The 13,862-nt window shown below is 60.4% G+C and carries 19 protein-coding genes; 6 read left to right on the forward strand and 13 right to left on the reverse strand.

Annotated features, from left to right (window positions below; genetic code table 11):
- Positions 1 to 42 precede the first annotated feature (42 nt).
- The 11 genes from AC1DYF_RS39000 to AC1DYF_RS39050 form a co-directional block, all read right to left on the reverse strand.
- Positions 43 to 876, reverse strand: a complete 834-nt coding sequence (locus tag AC1DYF_RS39000; RefSeq protein WP_477884127.1) for an ABC transporter permease — start codon at positions 874 to 876, stop codon at positions 43 to 45.
- A gap of 7 nt (positions 877 to 883) precedes the next feature.
- Positions 884 to 1,768, reverse strand: coding sequence for an ABC transporter permease (locus AC1DYF_RS39005; RefSeq protein ID WP_477884129.1), 885 nt, complete (start codon positions 1,766 to 1,768; stop codon positions 884 to 886).
- Complete coding sequence (locus AC1DYF_RS39010; protein WP_477884131.1) at positions 1,765 to 2,868, reverse strand: ABC transporter ATP-binding protein; 1,104 nt, start codon at positions 2,866 to 2,868, stop codon at positions 1,765 to 1,767. The genes AC1DYF_RS39005 and AC1DYF_RS39010 overlap by 4 nt, the downstream gene beginning before the upstream one ends.
- 263 nt (positions 2,869 to 3,131) lie before the next feature.
- Entirely contained in the window at positions 3,132 to 4,268 is a 1,137-nt protein-coding gene (locus tag AC1DYF_RS39015) for an extracellular solute-binding protein (protein WP_477884133.1), read from the reverse strand.
- Positions 4,269 to 4,920: 652 nt separating this feature from the next.
- A complete protein-coding gene (locus AC1DYF_RS39020) occupies positions 4,921 to 5,115 on the reverse strand; it encodes a hypothetical protein (protein WP_477884135.1) in 195 nt (64 codons plus the stop codon).
- A 124-nt stretch (positions 5,116 to 5,239) separates the two neighbouring features.
- A complete protein-coding gene (locus AC1DYF_RS39025) occupies positions 5,240 to 5,461 on the reverse strand; it encodes a hypothetical protein (protein ID WP_477884137.1) in 222 nt (73 codons plus the stop codon).
- Between the two features lie 47 nt (positions 5,462 to 5,508).
- Positions 5,509 to 5,739 carry a hypothetical protein gene (locus AC1DYF_RS39030; RefSeq protein ID WP_477884139.1) on the reverse strand — a complete coding sequence of 77 codons (231 nt, stop codon included), beginning with the start codon at positions 5,737 to 5,739 and terminating at the stop codon, positions 5,509 to 5,511.
- Positions 5,740 to 5,780: 41 nt separating this feature from the next.
- The gene (locus AC1DYF_RS39035; protein WP_477884141.1) at positions 5,781 to 6,047 is read right to left on the reverse strand and encodes a DUF982 domain-containing protein; all 267 of its coding nucleotides are present in this window, start codon (positions 6,045 to 6,047) and stop codon (positions 5,781 to 5,783) included.
- 231 nt (positions 6,048 to 6,278) lie between these two features.
- Complete coding sequence (locus tag AC1DYF_RS39040) at positions 6,279 to 6,488, reverse strand: cold-shock protein (RefSeq protein WP_477884143.1); 210 nt, start codon at positions 6,486 to 6,488, stop codon at positions 6,279 to 6,281.
- Positions 6,489 to 6,756: 268 nt separating this feature from the next.
- Positions 6,757 to 7,032: a hypothetical protein gene (locus tag AC1DYF_RS39045; protein ID WP_477884145.1), complete on the reverse strand. Its 276-nt coding sequence runs from the start codon at positions 7,030 to 7,032 to the stop codon at positions 6,757 to 6,759.
- Between the two features lies 1 nt (position 7,033).
- Positions 7,034 to 7,423: a BON domain-containing protein gene (locus tag AC1DYF_RS39050; protein WP_477884147.1), complete on the reverse strand. Its 390-nt coding sequence runs from the start codon at positions 7,421 to 7,423 to the stop codon at positions 7,034 to 7,036.
- A gap of 294 nt (positions 7,424 to 7,717) precedes the next feature.
- On the opposite strand from AC1DYF_RS39050, the gene AC1DYF_RS39055 reads away from it, so the two are divergent.
- Positions 7,718 to 8,542, forward strand: a complete 825-nt coding sequence (locus AC1DYF_RS39055) for a transglutaminase-like domain-containing protein (RefSeq protein WP_477884149.1) — start codon at positions 7,718 to 7,720, stop codon at positions 8,540 to 8,542.
- On the opposite strand, the gene AC1DYF_RS39060 is transcribed toward AC1DYF_RS39055, so the two are convergent.
- The gene (locus AC1DYF_RS39060) at positions 8,536 to 8,787 is read right to left on the reverse strand and encodes a hypothetical protein (RefSeq protein ID WP_477884150.1); all 252 of its coding nucleotides are present in this window, start codon (positions 8,785 to 8,787) and stop codon (positions 8,536 to 8,538) included. The genes AC1DYF_RS39055 and AC1DYF_RS39060 overlap by 7 nt on opposite strands.
- Here AC1DYF_RS39060 and AC1DYF_RS39065 point away from each other — a divergent pair.
- Positions 8,786 to 8,959 carry a hypothetical protein gene (locus AC1DYF_RS39065; RefSeq protein WP_477884151.1) on the forward strand — a complete coding sequence of 58 codons (174 nt, stop codon included), beginning with the start codon at positions 8,786 to 8,788 and terminating at the stop codon, positions 8,957 to 8,959. The two genes, AC1DYF_RS39060 and AC1DYF_RS39065, sit on opposite strands and share 2 nt — an antisense overlap.
- A gap of 140 nt (positions 8,960 to 9,099) precedes the next feature.
- Positions 9,100 to 9,603, forward strand: a complete 504-nt coding sequence (locus AC1DYF_RS39070) for a sigma-70 family RNA polymerase sigma factor (RefSeq protein WP_477884153.1) — start codon at positions 9,100 to 9,102, stop codon at positions 9,601 to 9,603.
- A 101-nt stretch (positions 9,604 to 9,704) separates the two neighbouring features.
- On the opposite strand, the gene AC1DYF_RS39075 is transcribed toward AC1DYF_RS39070, so the two are convergent.
- Positions 9,705 to 10,100, reverse strand: coding sequence for a response regulator (locus AC1DYF_RS39075; protein WP_477884154.1), 396 nt, complete (start codon positions 10,098 to 10,100; stop codon positions 9,705 to 9,707).
- Between the two features lie 483 nt (positions 10,101 to 10,583).
- Between AC1DYF_RS39075 and AC1DYF_RS39080 the strand changes: the two genes are divergently transcribed.
- From AC1DYF_RS39080 to AC1DYF_RS39090, 3 genes are all read left to right on the forward strand, one after another.
- The gene (locus AC1DYF_RS39080) at positions 10,584 to 11,546 is read left to right on the forward strand and encodes a GlxA family transcriptional regulator (protein ID WP_477884156.1); all 963 of its coding nucleotides are present in this window, start codon (positions 10,584 to 10,586) and stop codon (positions 11,544 to 11,546) included.
- A gap of 76 nt (positions 11,547 to 11,622) precedes the next feature.
- Positions 11,623 to 12,924: a M24 family metallopeptidase gene (locus AC1DYF_RS39085; RefSeq protein WP_477884158.1), complete on the forward strand. Its 1,302-nt coding sequence runs from the start codon at positions 11,623 to 11,625 to the stop codon at positions 12,922 to 12,924.
- Positions 12,924 to 13,607, forward strand: coding sequence for an isochorismatase family protein (locus AC1DYF_RS39090; RefSeq protein ID WP_477884160.1), 684 nt, complete (start codon positions 12,924 to 12,926; stop codon positions 13,605 to 13,607). The genes AC1DYF_RS39085 and AC1DYF_RS39090 overlap by 1 nt, the downstream gene beginning before the upstream one ends.
- Positions 13,608 to 13,862 lie beyond the last annotated feature (255 nt).

The following is a 13,862-nucleotide window of genomic DNA, read 5'->3' on the forward strand; positions in this document are numbered from 1 at the left end:
GTCAGCCCGTTCACCCGTCAGCATCGCTGGTCGGTGCTCGCTTTAATSCCCCTCAGCCGCCGCGGCTGCCGCCTCAGCTCGCCATGCTTTGCGCTCGGCGCTGCGGCGATAGATCTCGTAGGCGATGGCGATGATCAGCGTCACGGTGATCAGGATCAGCGCCAGCGCGTTGATCGTCGGCGTGATGCCGCTGCGGACTTTGGAGAACACATAGACCGTCAGCGTGTCGTAGGGGCCGCGGGTGAACAGCGTCGTGTTGAAATTCTCGATCGACTGGAAGAAGGCGATGGCAGCGCCGCCGCCGATCGCCGGGTAGAGATGCGGCAAGAGGATGCGGCGCAGCACCGTCGTGTGGCTGGCGCCGAGATCGAGGGCTGCTTCCTCCAGCGCCCGGTCGAAGCTCTGCAGCCGGGCCAGCACCAGGAGCATGACGAAGGCGGCGATATAGGAGACCTGGCCGAGCGTCGACAGGTGCAGGCCGGCAGGCACGTTGAATCTGTTCCAGAACAGCAGCGTCGAAATGCCGATGACGGCGCCCGGCGTCAGGATCGGCGCCACCATGAAGCCGTATAGGATAGAGCGCGCCGTTCCGGTCAGGTTGTTGACCAGCACCGCGGCCGCCGTGCCGATCGGCACGGAGATTGCCACGACTGCCAGCGCCACCAGGATGGTGTTGGCGAAGGCGTTCCACATCCTGGTGTCGTTCCACAGTTCGACAAACCACTCATCGGTGAAGCCGACCCAGGGAAAGACGGAAGGGAAACGGGAATCGTTGAACGCCGCGCCGCCCATGACCACGAGCGGTACGAGCAGGTAAATGATGAAGACCACCGCGTAGAGGCGGAAGAGCCAGTCGGATTTCCGGTGTGTTTTCATGGCCTCCTCACTTGGCGATGTCGGACAGCTTGACGCGGAAGATGCGCATGACCACGGAGACGAACACCGTGCAGACGATCAGCAGCAGGAAGGCATAGGCCGAGCCGGTATTCCAGTCCTGCGACTCGAACATCCATTGCTGAATGATCTCGGTGAACCAGCGTGACGTGGTCGATGCGAGCAGCGTCGGCACAAGGATCGAACCGGCCGACAGCATGAACACCATCACCGCGCCTGAGGCGATGCCGGGCTTGGCATGCGGCAGGATCACCCGCCAATGGGTGCGCCACCATGGCGATCCCAGGTCCTCGGCCGCTTCGATCTGGTTGGTGTCCAGCGATTGAATGGCATTGTAGACAGGAAACAGCATGAACAGCACATAGGTATAGACCAGGCCGATGATCACGCTCTGGAACCCGGTCATCCAGCGGATCGGCTTGGCAATAATGCCGAGATGGACCAGCATGATGTTGAGCGGACCCTTGAACGACAGGATGATGAACCAGGCGAAGGACCTGAGGATCTCGCTGACCCAGAGCGGCATGAGCAGCAGCAGGAACAGAATCGGCAGCATCCGCCGCGTTGCCACCTTCGACAGGTAGAAGGCCAGCGGATAGGCAAGCAGGAAGCAGATCACGGTGACGACACTGGAATAGACGATCGTCCAGATGAATACATGGATGTGGATCGGACTCTGGAAGAAGGTCAGGTAGTTGTCGAAGCTATAGAAATCCTTCGGCCCGCCGACATCGGTGACCGGCAGATAGGGGCGGAACGAGGCCTCGAACAGGTAGACATTGGGCAGCACGACGAGGACCAGCAGCCAGAAGCCGGTCAGCAGGCAGAAGACGGCGGTCAGGAAGGCGCCATAGCGGACGAGCAGGTCTTTCATGCCGGGCTCGCTTCCGCGGCAAGCGTGTCGTCGGCCAGGATCATGGCATTGTCGGCGTCGAAGATGAAATGCAGCTTGTCGCCGCGCGCGGGAATGGCCGTCTGGCTGTCGTTGCGCGCTTCCACGACCAGCGTCTGGCCGTTGCCGCTGCGCGACTGGATGGATATGAAATTGCCTTCGAAGGCGATATCGGTGACCTCGACCGGCACCGAATTGGCGCCAGCCGCCGGCTCCTTCGCCAGCCGCGAATGTTCGGGCCGGAGATAGAAGCGCGCCGGCGTCGTCACGCCCACTTTCGGGCCGAGCATGACGTCGAAGGTGCCGAGATCGGTCTGGTATTTCGCCGCATTGCCGGAAATGTCGGTCAATTTGCCGCTGAGGATATTGTTCTCGCCGACGAAGGAGGCGACGAAGCCGTTGGCCGGCTTGTTGTAGATTTCCTGCGGCACCGCCACCTGCTGCAGCTTGCCTTGCGACATCACGCCGACCCGGTCCGACATCGCCAGCGCCTCGCCCTGGTCATGGGTAATGTAGATGAAGGTGACGTTGGTGCGCTTCTGAATGGCGCGCAGTTCGGCGCGCATGTGCTGGCGCAGTTTCAGGTCGAGCGCCGAGAGCGGCTCATCGAGCAGCATCACGTCGGGCTCGACGGCGAGCGCCCGGGCAATCGCCACGCGTTGCTTCTGGCCGCCGGAAAGCTGGCTGATCGACTTGTCGGCGGCGTTCGGCAGGTCGACGAGCCTGAGCAGATCCTCCGCCTTCTTGCGCCGTTCGGCTTTGCCGACGCCGCGCACTTCGAGGCCGAAGGCGATGTTTTCCCAGACGCTCATCAGCGGAAACAGCGCCAGGTTCTGGAAGATCAGTGCCGTCGGCCGCCGATTCGGCCGCGTGTCCTTCATATCCTTGCCGCCGATGCGGATGGCGCCGCCGCTGGGATGGGTAAAGCCGGAAATCATCCGCAATATCGTCGTCTTGCCGCAGCCCGACGGGCCGAGGAACGAGAAGAATTCGCCGGGCTGGATGTCCACCGAGACATTGTCCACCGCCCTGAATGTGCCGAAGTCCGCACAAACCTTGTCGAGCTCTACCCCTGCACTCATAAGCTATCGTCCATCTGTTGAAATCAGTCGCACACGATGCCTCGCCCGTTTTGAGGCGAGTGGCATTCGGCCGGGCTGAAAATCCGCCAAGGCACCATCCCGGTGCTTCCCCTTTCGGCCGGATGCTCTTTGGCATCGTTCTCAGCCGTATGCCGGTCCATCCATGCGGGCATTGTCTGCCCGCATGGAGATTACCGTTCGCACTTGCCGTGCGGCGAGCGGCTTAATGCTGCATCACCGCCGGCAGGGCGTTTGCCATGCGATCAGGCCGCCTTGAACTTGTCGGCATATTCGCCGCGCAGCTTGATGAACCAGGCTTCCTGGGCCGGCCACCACCAAAGGTTCTTGACGGCATCGCCCGGCAGAGCCGAGTTGTAGAACGCCTTGACTTCGGCGCTGGCGAGGTCGATGGCGCCCTTTGCAACTGGGTTGGCCGAGAAGGCATTCGCCCACATCGACGAGCCCTTGGGAGTGGCGACCCACTTGGCGAATTCGTGCGCCTGGTCGATATTCTTCGCGTTCTTGAGCAGCGCGAAGCCCTGGTTCCAGGCGAAGGCGCCTTCCTTCGGCGCGATATAGCCGAAGCCATCCTTGCCGAGGTTGTAGCCGGTCGAGTCCCAGTTTAGACCGAGGACCGCGCCATTGGTGCGGTAAGCGGCCTGGGCGTCGTTTTCACCCGTCCAGAACTGCACGATATTGGCCTTCTTCTTGACGGCTTCGGCGAGCGCGATGTCCCAGAGCTGGCGCATCGTCGCCTCGTCCTTGTAGCCGTCGAGCCACGGCTTCGGCAGCTTGCCGAGGGAATCGAGCCAGCGGCCGCAGGCGGCAAGGGCGGAATGCGCACGCACGCAGACCTTGCCATCCATGCCGTCGGCGAAGAGGTCGCCGAGGCTGGCCTTGCCATAGGATGTCGCGGCATCGGCCTTCGAATAGATGATCGCCTCGGTGCCCCAGACGGAGAGCACGATCATGCGCTTGCCGTCGACCGTGGCCATGTCGCCCATCTTGCCATCGGCGAGGCCGGGCAGGTAGTTGTCGAGCGACAGTTTCTTCAGGTCCCAGCCCTGCACCAGGCCGTTGGCTGCCCAGCCGCCGATGCGGTCGACCGTTGGTTCGGTCACGTCGATGGCGGCCGTCTGCATCGACAGCTTGGCCTGGGCGAACATGTCGTCCTGGCTCGGCTGTTCGGTGAAGTTGACCTTGATGCCGGTGTCCTTGAGAAATTCCGGGAATACGTCTTTCGCCAGTGCCGGATAGCCGGCCCAGCCCATGAAATTCAATTCGCCCGAGGAGGCCAGGGCCTGGCGCGAAATCAGCGCCGGTGCGGCCAGAAATCCAATCCCCGCTGCCGTGCTCTTGAGCAGAGTACGGCGACCTACTGTTGCATTCAAAATGCTCATGATTGTCTCCCAGTTGTTATGATGGTACCGCGCGCGCTACCCGTTGCGGCGCGCCGAACCTTCGGACTGAAATGCATCCGCCGGTTCTCAAAAAAAGCCTTTGCGAAAGCGCCTGGGACTGTTCTCCGAGCCCTCAGGGACATGCCGCACGCGCACAATCTTTGGAATAATCTGTTCTGTCAACAGGTCGTTAACGAAGACAATGACGGATTTGTTTTTTGCATGGCTCGGGATTCAGGAATCCGAATTTTGCAATTCTGGCGTGGAGCATTGCGCGCGTTGGACTGCGTCATTTAAGCAGAGCGGAAGGCCGGAACCGGTCCGGGGCGCTTTGGACTTTGAAGAAAGGACCCCGATTCAGCCGAGGCACGAATGCGTCCGAAATCCGGCGCATCGAGCGCCCCGGTCCTGCAATCCGGCAATGCGGCGTTCGCCTGCCGCTCAAGACAACCGGCCCAACTTGGTGGACGGACTTTTGTCGTTCGCCGACGGTCAGAGTCGGCGGCGCGTTTCAACGATATCCGCTGCGGGCGGATATCAGCTCTCCAGCCAGACCCGCTCCGCGACGCGATGATCGCTCAGCATGAAGTTGGGATTGGCGACAAATCCCCTGGTCGCGCGAGAGGACGCATCCCGCGCCACAGGTCAGTCGCTAGGCATTTGGATCGAGACAGTTGAAAATGGCAAGAACAAGCCCTGCGCCATTGATGACCATCAACGTGGCGCTGACCGGCCAACCCCACAGGTTTGCCGCAATCAGCGCGCCCATCGTGCAACATAAGGTAACCAGAGGCAAAGCCTTGCTGATGGTGCGAGCGACCATTTCGGGTGTTTCCTTCACAGACATTGTTCTTTCAGAGATCGGCAGGCGGGGCCGAAGCGCGTCGCGATCGCTGGGGATTCGCCCTCGCGCGCTCTGATTTGTGCATGCGCTCATTCCGAAACCGGGGGCCACTTTCGGGACACATGCTCTATGATTGTTTTCGCTTCGAATGCTTTGGTGGTGCGGGCTCCGGTTGCGGCAGCGTCGCCTCGTGCTCCAGTCGTTCCGCGCGCAATCGTTTGGTTTTTGCGATGCGTTTGGCCATTTCGGTATTGATGATTTGCGTGGCTGCCTTGCTTGTGGCGTCCTTCTGCTCTTCCGCTTTCACAGTTCTGGTTTTAAAGATATTCACTTCGGTGGTTCCAGCCATATGCTTTCCTTTTCATAGAGGGAGGGGGTACCTTCTCCCGTCTCCTGTCAGACGCTACCTGGGATCGCGTCTCTGCCATAAGTCCATCCAGGCTCCCATTCGCCGTCGCTGCCTTCGATAAACACGCAGGCTTCAAACCCTCTGCTGCCCGACTGAGCCGCCGCTCCGATGGCGGCAGACATCGCCGAGGGCTGCGTGTCGTAATCGAACTCTGCGTCGCCGCATCGAATTTTCCACCGCAAAGCGCCCTTGGACACGTAATATTCGGCGCGGGGCATGACCTATCCTTCCGAGCAGTGATGCAGCGCGGTCCCGCGCATCACCTGTTTCCCATGATCCACTGTTCGTCGCACGCGGCGACAAAATACGCCCGTGCCAATTCGATGTCGCCTTTTCGCTGAAGGGCGGCGCGGCAGTTCTCGACTGCGAGCTTGTGCATCCGGCCCGATTGATGTTCGGCGTTTTGCTGGAGGAAGCGAAGTGCCGCGGCGGGGCCTGGTATCAGCGCACGACCATCCTTGCCGGAGCGCACCCAGACAGGCAATTGCCATTCAATGGCGAAGCCGATTTTTGCGACAGAGTTCACGGCGTGTCCTTTTCGGTACCGCCGAGAGAAAGCTCTGCGACTGTTACCGATAGCACGGGATGGGGTCCGCTGTCGCTTACTAAATGCCGTGTGGCAACAAGTCTCGCTGCCTGCTGTACCTCCGCGAGCCGTGCGGCCCGCTGAAAAAACAAAAGGCCGGGCAAGCCCGACCTTCACAGCGATTCATCCTCGGCTGCCAGTACATCCGTGGTCAGCCTGGACGAATAACAATCACATGGCTCTCAGGTTGTCGGCGGACGGCTTGCCCGACCGATTATCCTTGACGATGTCAAATTGCACCTTCTGGCCTTCGACCAGGCTGCGGATACCGGCGCGTTCAACGGCCGACACGTGGACAAACACATCCGTCGCGCCATCGTCGGGCTGGATGAAACCGAAGCCCTTGGTGCTGTTAAACCACTTTACTGTTCCAATATTCATAGTGATTTCCTTTCAATAGCTGAAGTTGCCGCGACAAGGATTTGCCGCTACGTCGAGTCATGAGAGGAAATCTGGAGAGCTGGGCTCGAACAAACGTCGCAAGCAAAAGTCGATGCACATATGTAACCACTATCTTTGGCCGAAACAAGGCCGAAGGGAAATAAACTAAGCCGGTTCCGGAAAGTGTCCTACGGTTTTCCGACAAAGACCGGCGACAAAACAAGGGACTCCAAGCGGATGAATCACTGGCTTGCCAACGAAAGTCTGCTTAGTGGCGCGTGCCGAGCATCAGGCGCGCAAGTGCTTTGCCTGCCTCCTCTGCTGATGGTTCCGCCAGTGTTCCGATCAACTCCATCAGCGCGGTATGTTGCGGCGAGCCAATGTCGATTTTGAGAAAATCGCTGATCTCGTGGCGTGTTTCCGTTCCTCCGGAAGCACGATTGGCCAGATGCAGCACATAGGGGGATCCCGCATCCTGATCGCGCAGCAATTGCCATCGATCGCCGTTGGAGCTGAGGCAGAATTCGTTGTCGCGAGTGATCATCTCAGCTATTCCCCATCTGGTAGGCCATTCCCGTAAGGCGTGCAAAAGAGCGTCGGTCATAGGCAGCGGTAATATGTATGTGGGCCCCGGTGGAATGTTCGAGCTGAATACGAACCTCGTTGCGGACGGCATGAACGCCTCTGACACATGCGGCAATCCCGGTTGCGCGTGCGATCTCGGCATAGGTCGAAACCCAGCCCTGAAGCGTGACGTCGGAGCCTTTGGCCATGACCAGGATGTGTGCGCTATCCAGTTCGCCTGCCTGCGCGAGTGCTTTTTTGACAGCAAAGACGATGTCCCCGGTCTCGTCCGCTGCAAGCGGCTCCTCGAAGGCAAGCCGTGGGCTATATCTATACGTCATGGTCGGGCTTTCGTTTGCTTGGAATTTCAATCCGCCGGGCGGACGGTGCCGTTCATGCTTACGCCCGACGGAACGATGTCGAGCGTGTCGAAATCGGTCAACAAATATACCGTTTGAAACGATCGGAAGACATGTCGTCCTCCTTGACTTGGAGCTAGGGCACTCTGACCGCCCTCGACGGCAGCGCCCGTGATGTCGGCTACCGATGTGCTGAGCATGCGCCTATGCCGGGGGGATGGCAACCGTTAATATCCCCGATACGGGCTGAAGGAACGGTCGTGGCCACAAGGAGTTGATGCTGGAACCGCGTGAAGGACGTTGCCGTTGAAGATACAAGCCGGATTTACCTTGGGCTTCGAATGCCCGCAGCCGACGCCCATGCTTTTGGTGCTCGACATTCACCCCAGCCGCCGGGTCAATCTCCTCACGGACCATGTCCTGAGTTTCAGCCGACCGATCGAAGCCTGGAACTATATCGATAGCTTCGGCAATTCGTGTACCCGCATCGTCGCGCCGCCTGGCAAGACGACAATCTCTACCGACTTCGTCGTCTACGACACAGGCTTGCCGGACGTCGTCCCTGACGATGCCGTCCAGCACGATATCAAGGACTTGCCCGACGAGGTGCTGCAGTTCCTGCTTGGCAGCCGCTATTGCGACACCGACAGGCTGGCGGACTTCGCCTGGAAGCGCTTTTCGACGACGCCGCTTGGGTGGACGCGGGTCCAGGCCATCTCGGACTTCGTGCACGACCATATAGCATTCGACTATCAGAAGGCCGATCCGCTCAGGACCGCTCATGGGGGATATGTCGATCGGACCGGGGTCTGTCGGGATTTCGCCCATCTGGCGATCACGCTCTGCCGCTGCATGAACATTCCGGCGCGGTATTGCACCGGCTATCTCGGTGATATCGGCGTTCCGCCGGTGCCCGATCCGATGGATTTCAGTGCCTGGTTCGAAGTCTATCTCGGCGGTCACTGGCATACCGTGGATGCACGGCACAATGTGCCCCGCATCGGCCGGATCTTGATGGCAACGGGCCGAGACGCCACCGACGTCGCCATGACCACCAGCTTCGGCCCGACGACGCTGATCCAGTTTCAGGTTACGACGGAAGAGGTGGGCGAAACGCCGCTCGGTCAGTAGTCGCGGGGCGGCACATAGAGGCAGATCGTCCGGCCATCGTCCCGCCCGTCGACAGTGCACCAATGATACATGCCGTCCGGACTGTTCTTGATGCGGGCATCGCGGTAAGGAACCGTCTCGTTGTCGATGGTGATGACGTAGCCGTCCGGCCCCTCCTTCACCCAGGAGGATGAGATCGGCCGGCAATCGCGGTTCTGGCAGCATTGCAGGTCATATTGCCAGCCGGCCGGAGCATCATGCGCCATGCACGGAACCGCATATGCCAGTGTGAAGACAAGCAATGCACTTCTCGCCGACGTCACCATTTCGATCTCCATCGCGCTGCCGTCGCGCTCCAAACTGGAAGGTAGGTGGTTTGTTCCCGCCATGCGCGATAGCTGGATGGTCCGCTTCCGTCGGGGACGGGAGCAAAAATGAATCTGGAGTCGCAATGGCTTGTTCTTTTTCGGGAGAAAGCAGGGAACAAGTTGATAAAGCGATCATTAATCTACYAGGGCTGGGAGGTTTCCGTCCGTCCGGCTCGTCCGTTTCTCTCGGTCCATGCCAGGCAGGTCGCGATGCAGCATCTCTCCCGCACAGACAGGCTGAATTCGGAAATCGTCGAGCTCATTCCGGCGTTGCGCGCATTTTCGCGGCGATTTCATCGCAACATCAATGATGCAGACGACCTGGTACAGGAAACATTGGTGAAGGCGCTCGGCAACATCGGGCGTTTCGAAGAGGGCACGAAGCTCAAGTCCTGGCTTTTCACCATCATGCGCAACACGTTCTGTTCGCGCTTCGCCGTCGCCAGGCGGGAGGCTCCGGGTATCGCCGAATGTGTGGCGGACAACCGCATCACCGAGGCGTCGCAGGAATGGACCATCCTCATCCAGGATGTCGGCCGCGCCTATGACGAATTGCCCTCATACTATCGAGATGTGCTGGACGCCGTGGCGATCAACGGCCAGAGCTATGAGGACGCGGCGACGCGCTTTCACTGCGCCGTCGGGACGGTGAAAAGCCGGCTCAATCGAGCGCGCCGGCACCTCGTCGAGCAGTTCGGCGATTTGAACCAATGATCAGCTGATCGACGCGACGGAGCCAATTGCGGCGTTGCGAGATGGCGGCCGCCAGGCGCCGACCGCATTGCAAAACCGGTGCTGCCATCGGAAGAGATGGTTCAATCGAAATGTTCGGCGCCAAAGAGAGCCTGCGCCATGGATTGCAGCTCTTCCCTATTGGCGCAGAGGCGAAAGGGGCGAAAATCCTTGTCGCCCCTGTTTTTTTCCAGATTGGTCGCGAACACGTAGGGGATGTCGAGTTCGTCCAGATGTTCCGCCCAGGCGAAGGTGTCCGGGGCGCTCAAGCTGATATCGATGATTGCGGCATCGAACAGGTTCAACGGTCGGGGAGACGAAGCGTCCCCGTCAGTTCGCTCGATCCGAGCTCCCAGCCCCGACAGCATCTCATTGGTCTCATCGTCGAGGAAAAAGCCGTTTTCCACGATCAATAAGCGGCAGCAATCGAAATCCTTGAGAATGCTCAGTGCTCCGCTTTCGATTTTGATTGTTGGCATAACGTCTCTTTCCGCTTTGTCGATCGTTCGACATCAGCCTGCATGTCATGGGGATGTGAAAGGCTACGCGCATGGCGGCACTTCATTGCTCCTGTGCCGTACTGCGCCATTCGGCGGAGCTGTTACTCGTCGGGACTCTCGGGAACGCACTTGCTCGACGCTGCGGATTCGCTTGCGCACGATAAATCGACCTCCGATGCGTCGGCTCCCTCCGAACGGGAGAAGCAGGCCGGTGTTCCCAGTAAAAGTTGTTTTTGTGCATCCTTTTTTGCGCAGGGCAATCGCATACGCCACATGTGGCAGCTCTGCCTTGAGGGGAGATGTCAGGCAGGAGAGGAGGGGGCGCCATAGACGATTGCTCCGGAGGGGCTTAGCGCCCTATGCGGCTACCCGGGTGGGAGCCGAAGAACATACTCGACTTCAGCACAATTTGCGTCAATCCTTGGTCATGCTCCGTCATCCCCATTGAAGCATGCCTGCGCTGTGACCCGAAGATTTGCGATCCTGATCTTTCCCGGTTTTCCGATGATGGCGTTCAGCGCGGTGATCGAGCCGTTGCGCGCCGCCAACAAACTGGCCGGCGAAGCGCTGTATCAATGGACGATCGTCGGCAGCGAGGAGGGCGTCATCCGGGCCTCGAACGGCATTGCCGTGACGCCGGATTTTACCGCGCAGCATGCGCCGCTCGCCGATTACATCGTCGTCTGTTCCGGCGGCGATGCCGACCGGCTGCAGGCCGTGGCGCCGCTCAACTGGATTCGCAAGAACCTGCGCGCTGGCGGCAATATCGGCAGCGTTGCAGATGGCGCCTTCTATCTCGGCCGGGCCGGCCTGCTCGACGGTTATGCCTGCACGCTGCATTGGCAGAGCCAGCCGGCATTTGCCGAGGCTTTCCCAGACCTCAGGCTGGAACGGACGATCTATGTCATCGACCGGACGCGCTTCACCTCGGCCGGCGGCGTCGGCGCCTTCGACATGATGCTCGACCTGATCGGCCGACAGCATGGCGAGGCCATGGCACGCGACGTCGCCGAATGGTTCGTGCATGACCGCATCCGCGCCTCGACCGATCGCGAGCGGCTGCAACTCAGGCTCCGTACCGGCATCCGCGACGATCTCGTGCTCGATGCGGTGGCGCAGCTCGAGGCCGACCAGGAAGGCTCGGTGCCGATCGCCGCCGTCGCCCGCCGCCTGGGCGTCACCATCGAGCGGCTGGAGCGGGCGTTCAAGGCGGAGGTCGGGCTGCTGCCTGCGGAATATTACAAGCGGCTGAAGCTGCAACGTGCACGAGACCTGCTCGAACACTCGGCGATGTCGGTGCGCGAGATCGGGCTGGCGAGCGGCTATACCAGCTTCTCCGCCTTCGTGCGCGCCTTCCGCACCATCTATGGCAAGACACCTAGGCAGATGCGCAAAGTTGTCGATCCCCGAGGATCGGCACAATAATTACGGTTTGCTGCACAATTGCTGGCGACGGCCGATCTATAGTCGACGAAACGAAACAGCATGCGGGGTGAGCAAAATGTCGATCGTGGTGTTCGATCCGGACCGGGTGGATGATGTCGATTTCAAGGACCGGATGCGCCATCCGATGGCCGAGGATCCGTCCAACGGCATGTGGCTCTCCGACACCGAACCGTCGGCGGTCGACGCGCCAAGACTCAGGCAGGAGCGGCTGGCAAAGCTGCGCGCCTGGCTGAAGGCCTCCGACTATGGCGGTGTCATTCTGTTCGACCCCTATAACCAGCGCTATGCCACCGGCACGCGCAACATGTTCGGCTATTTCCTCAGGAATTCGACGCGCTATATCTTCATTCCGGCCGAGGGGCCGATCACGCTGTTCGACTATCCGCAGAGCTATCATGTCAGCACGGCGCTGGAGACGATCGACGAGGCACGGCCGTCAAAGCTAGTCTGGTCGTCGGTCTCCGGCAAGGACGAGGCGACGGCCGATCCCTTCGCCCTCGAAATCGCCGACCTGATGAAGAAGCACGCGCCGGGCTCAAAGAAGATCGGCATGGACCGCTGCACGCATCTGCAGGCACTGGCGCTGGAGGCACAGGGCTTGCAGGTCAAGGATTGCCAGGGCGAAATCCTTGCCGTGCGCGCGGTCAAGACCCCTCAGGAGATCAAGTGCCTGCAAATCTCCATGGCCGGCGCCGAGGCCGCCGTTTCTGCTGTGCGCGAGGCGATCAAGCCGGGCGTCAGCGAGAATGAGCTCTTCGCCATCATGTATCAGGAAGTCATCCGTCAGGGCGGCGAGTTCATCGAGACGCGGCTCTTGACCACCGGCCAGCGCACCAATCCGTGGTTCAACGAGGCGAGCGGCAGGCGCGTGCGGCCGGGCGAACTGGTGGCGCTCGATACTGACACGATCGGCTGCTACGGCTATTATTCCGATTTTTCCCGCACCTTCCGTTGTGGTCCAGGAAAACCTTCGGACTACCAGAAAATGCTCTACCGCATGTCCTATGACCAGGTGCAGCACAATATCGACCTGATAAAGCCGGGCGTGACCTTCCGCGAGATCGCCGATCGCGCCTGGAAGATCCCGGAGCGCTTCGTCGACCAGCGCTACACCTCCGTGATGCACGGCGTCGGCATGCATGGCGAGACGCCGTTCATTGCGCATGCGATCGATTTCGAGACTTATGGCCGCGAGGGCCATCTCGTGCCGGGCATGGTGGTCAGCGTCGAGAGCTATATCGGCGAGAAGGGCGGCCGCGAGGGCGTCAAGCTGGAAGAGGAAGTGCTGGTCACCGAGACCGGCGGCGCGCTGATCTCGCGCTTTCCCTTCGAGGATGAATTTCTGGGGAATGGCTGATGAAGGCCGAGCTGAGCTTCGATCTGGCAAAGACCGCGCTGCTGATCGTCGACTTGCAGGAAGACCAGCGCGCCGATCCGCTCTGCATCGCCGAAAATCTCGACAAAGTGCTGGCCAATACGGCGAAGCTGCTGAAACCCGCCCGCGCGCATGGTGTGAAAGTGTTCCACGCGGCTTTCGTGCGCGATTTCACCATCCGGCCGCCACGCCCGTTCGAGCCGCTGGCCGATGACGGCGGACCGGCCTTCAGCCGCCGGGAAAGCCCGCTGGTGGCGATCTGTCATGAAGTCGCGCCCGATGGCGACGAAGTGGTGATCCACAAGAACCATGCCAGCGCCTTCGACGAAGGCTCGCTCGAGGGCCGGCTGAAGGCGCTCGGCGTGGAATGGCTGGTCGTGGTCGGCGTCTGGACCGAAGCCTGCATCGCCGCCTCGGTCCGCGACGCCATGGCCGGCGGTTTTCGCGTGCTGCTGGTCAAGGATGCCTGCACCAGCGGCACTTTGGCAATGCACCAGACCGGCGTGCTCAACATCGCCAACCGGCTTTATGGCGGAGCGGTTGCCGATACGGAGCGGACGATCACGCTTTTCCGCGGCAGCACGGCGGAGGTCTGGTGGAACGATATGCCGGTGCCGTTTCGTTTCACGCTCGCCGATGCCGAGGCGATTTATAATAGTCTTTGAGATTTCTTTGCTTTTCCTGGCGAAAGCAAGGCAATTGTAGATGGCATGAGGCCCCTCTCCACAAGGAAGGCAATCGCTCGTGGCACCCCCCCTCTGTCCTGCCGGACATCTCCCCCACAAGATTCCATGAGGGTGGATAGCGCCACGGCTTGTATCAAAGTCGTGTTTGCAATCCCAACTTTGGAGGGCCTCATGGATATGATCGCAGAGAACCCCGATCGCGCGGGCGCTATCCGCACTGATCTTGGCGCAATT

Source organism: Rhizobium sp. P2_G9 (genome assembly GCF_056403475.1).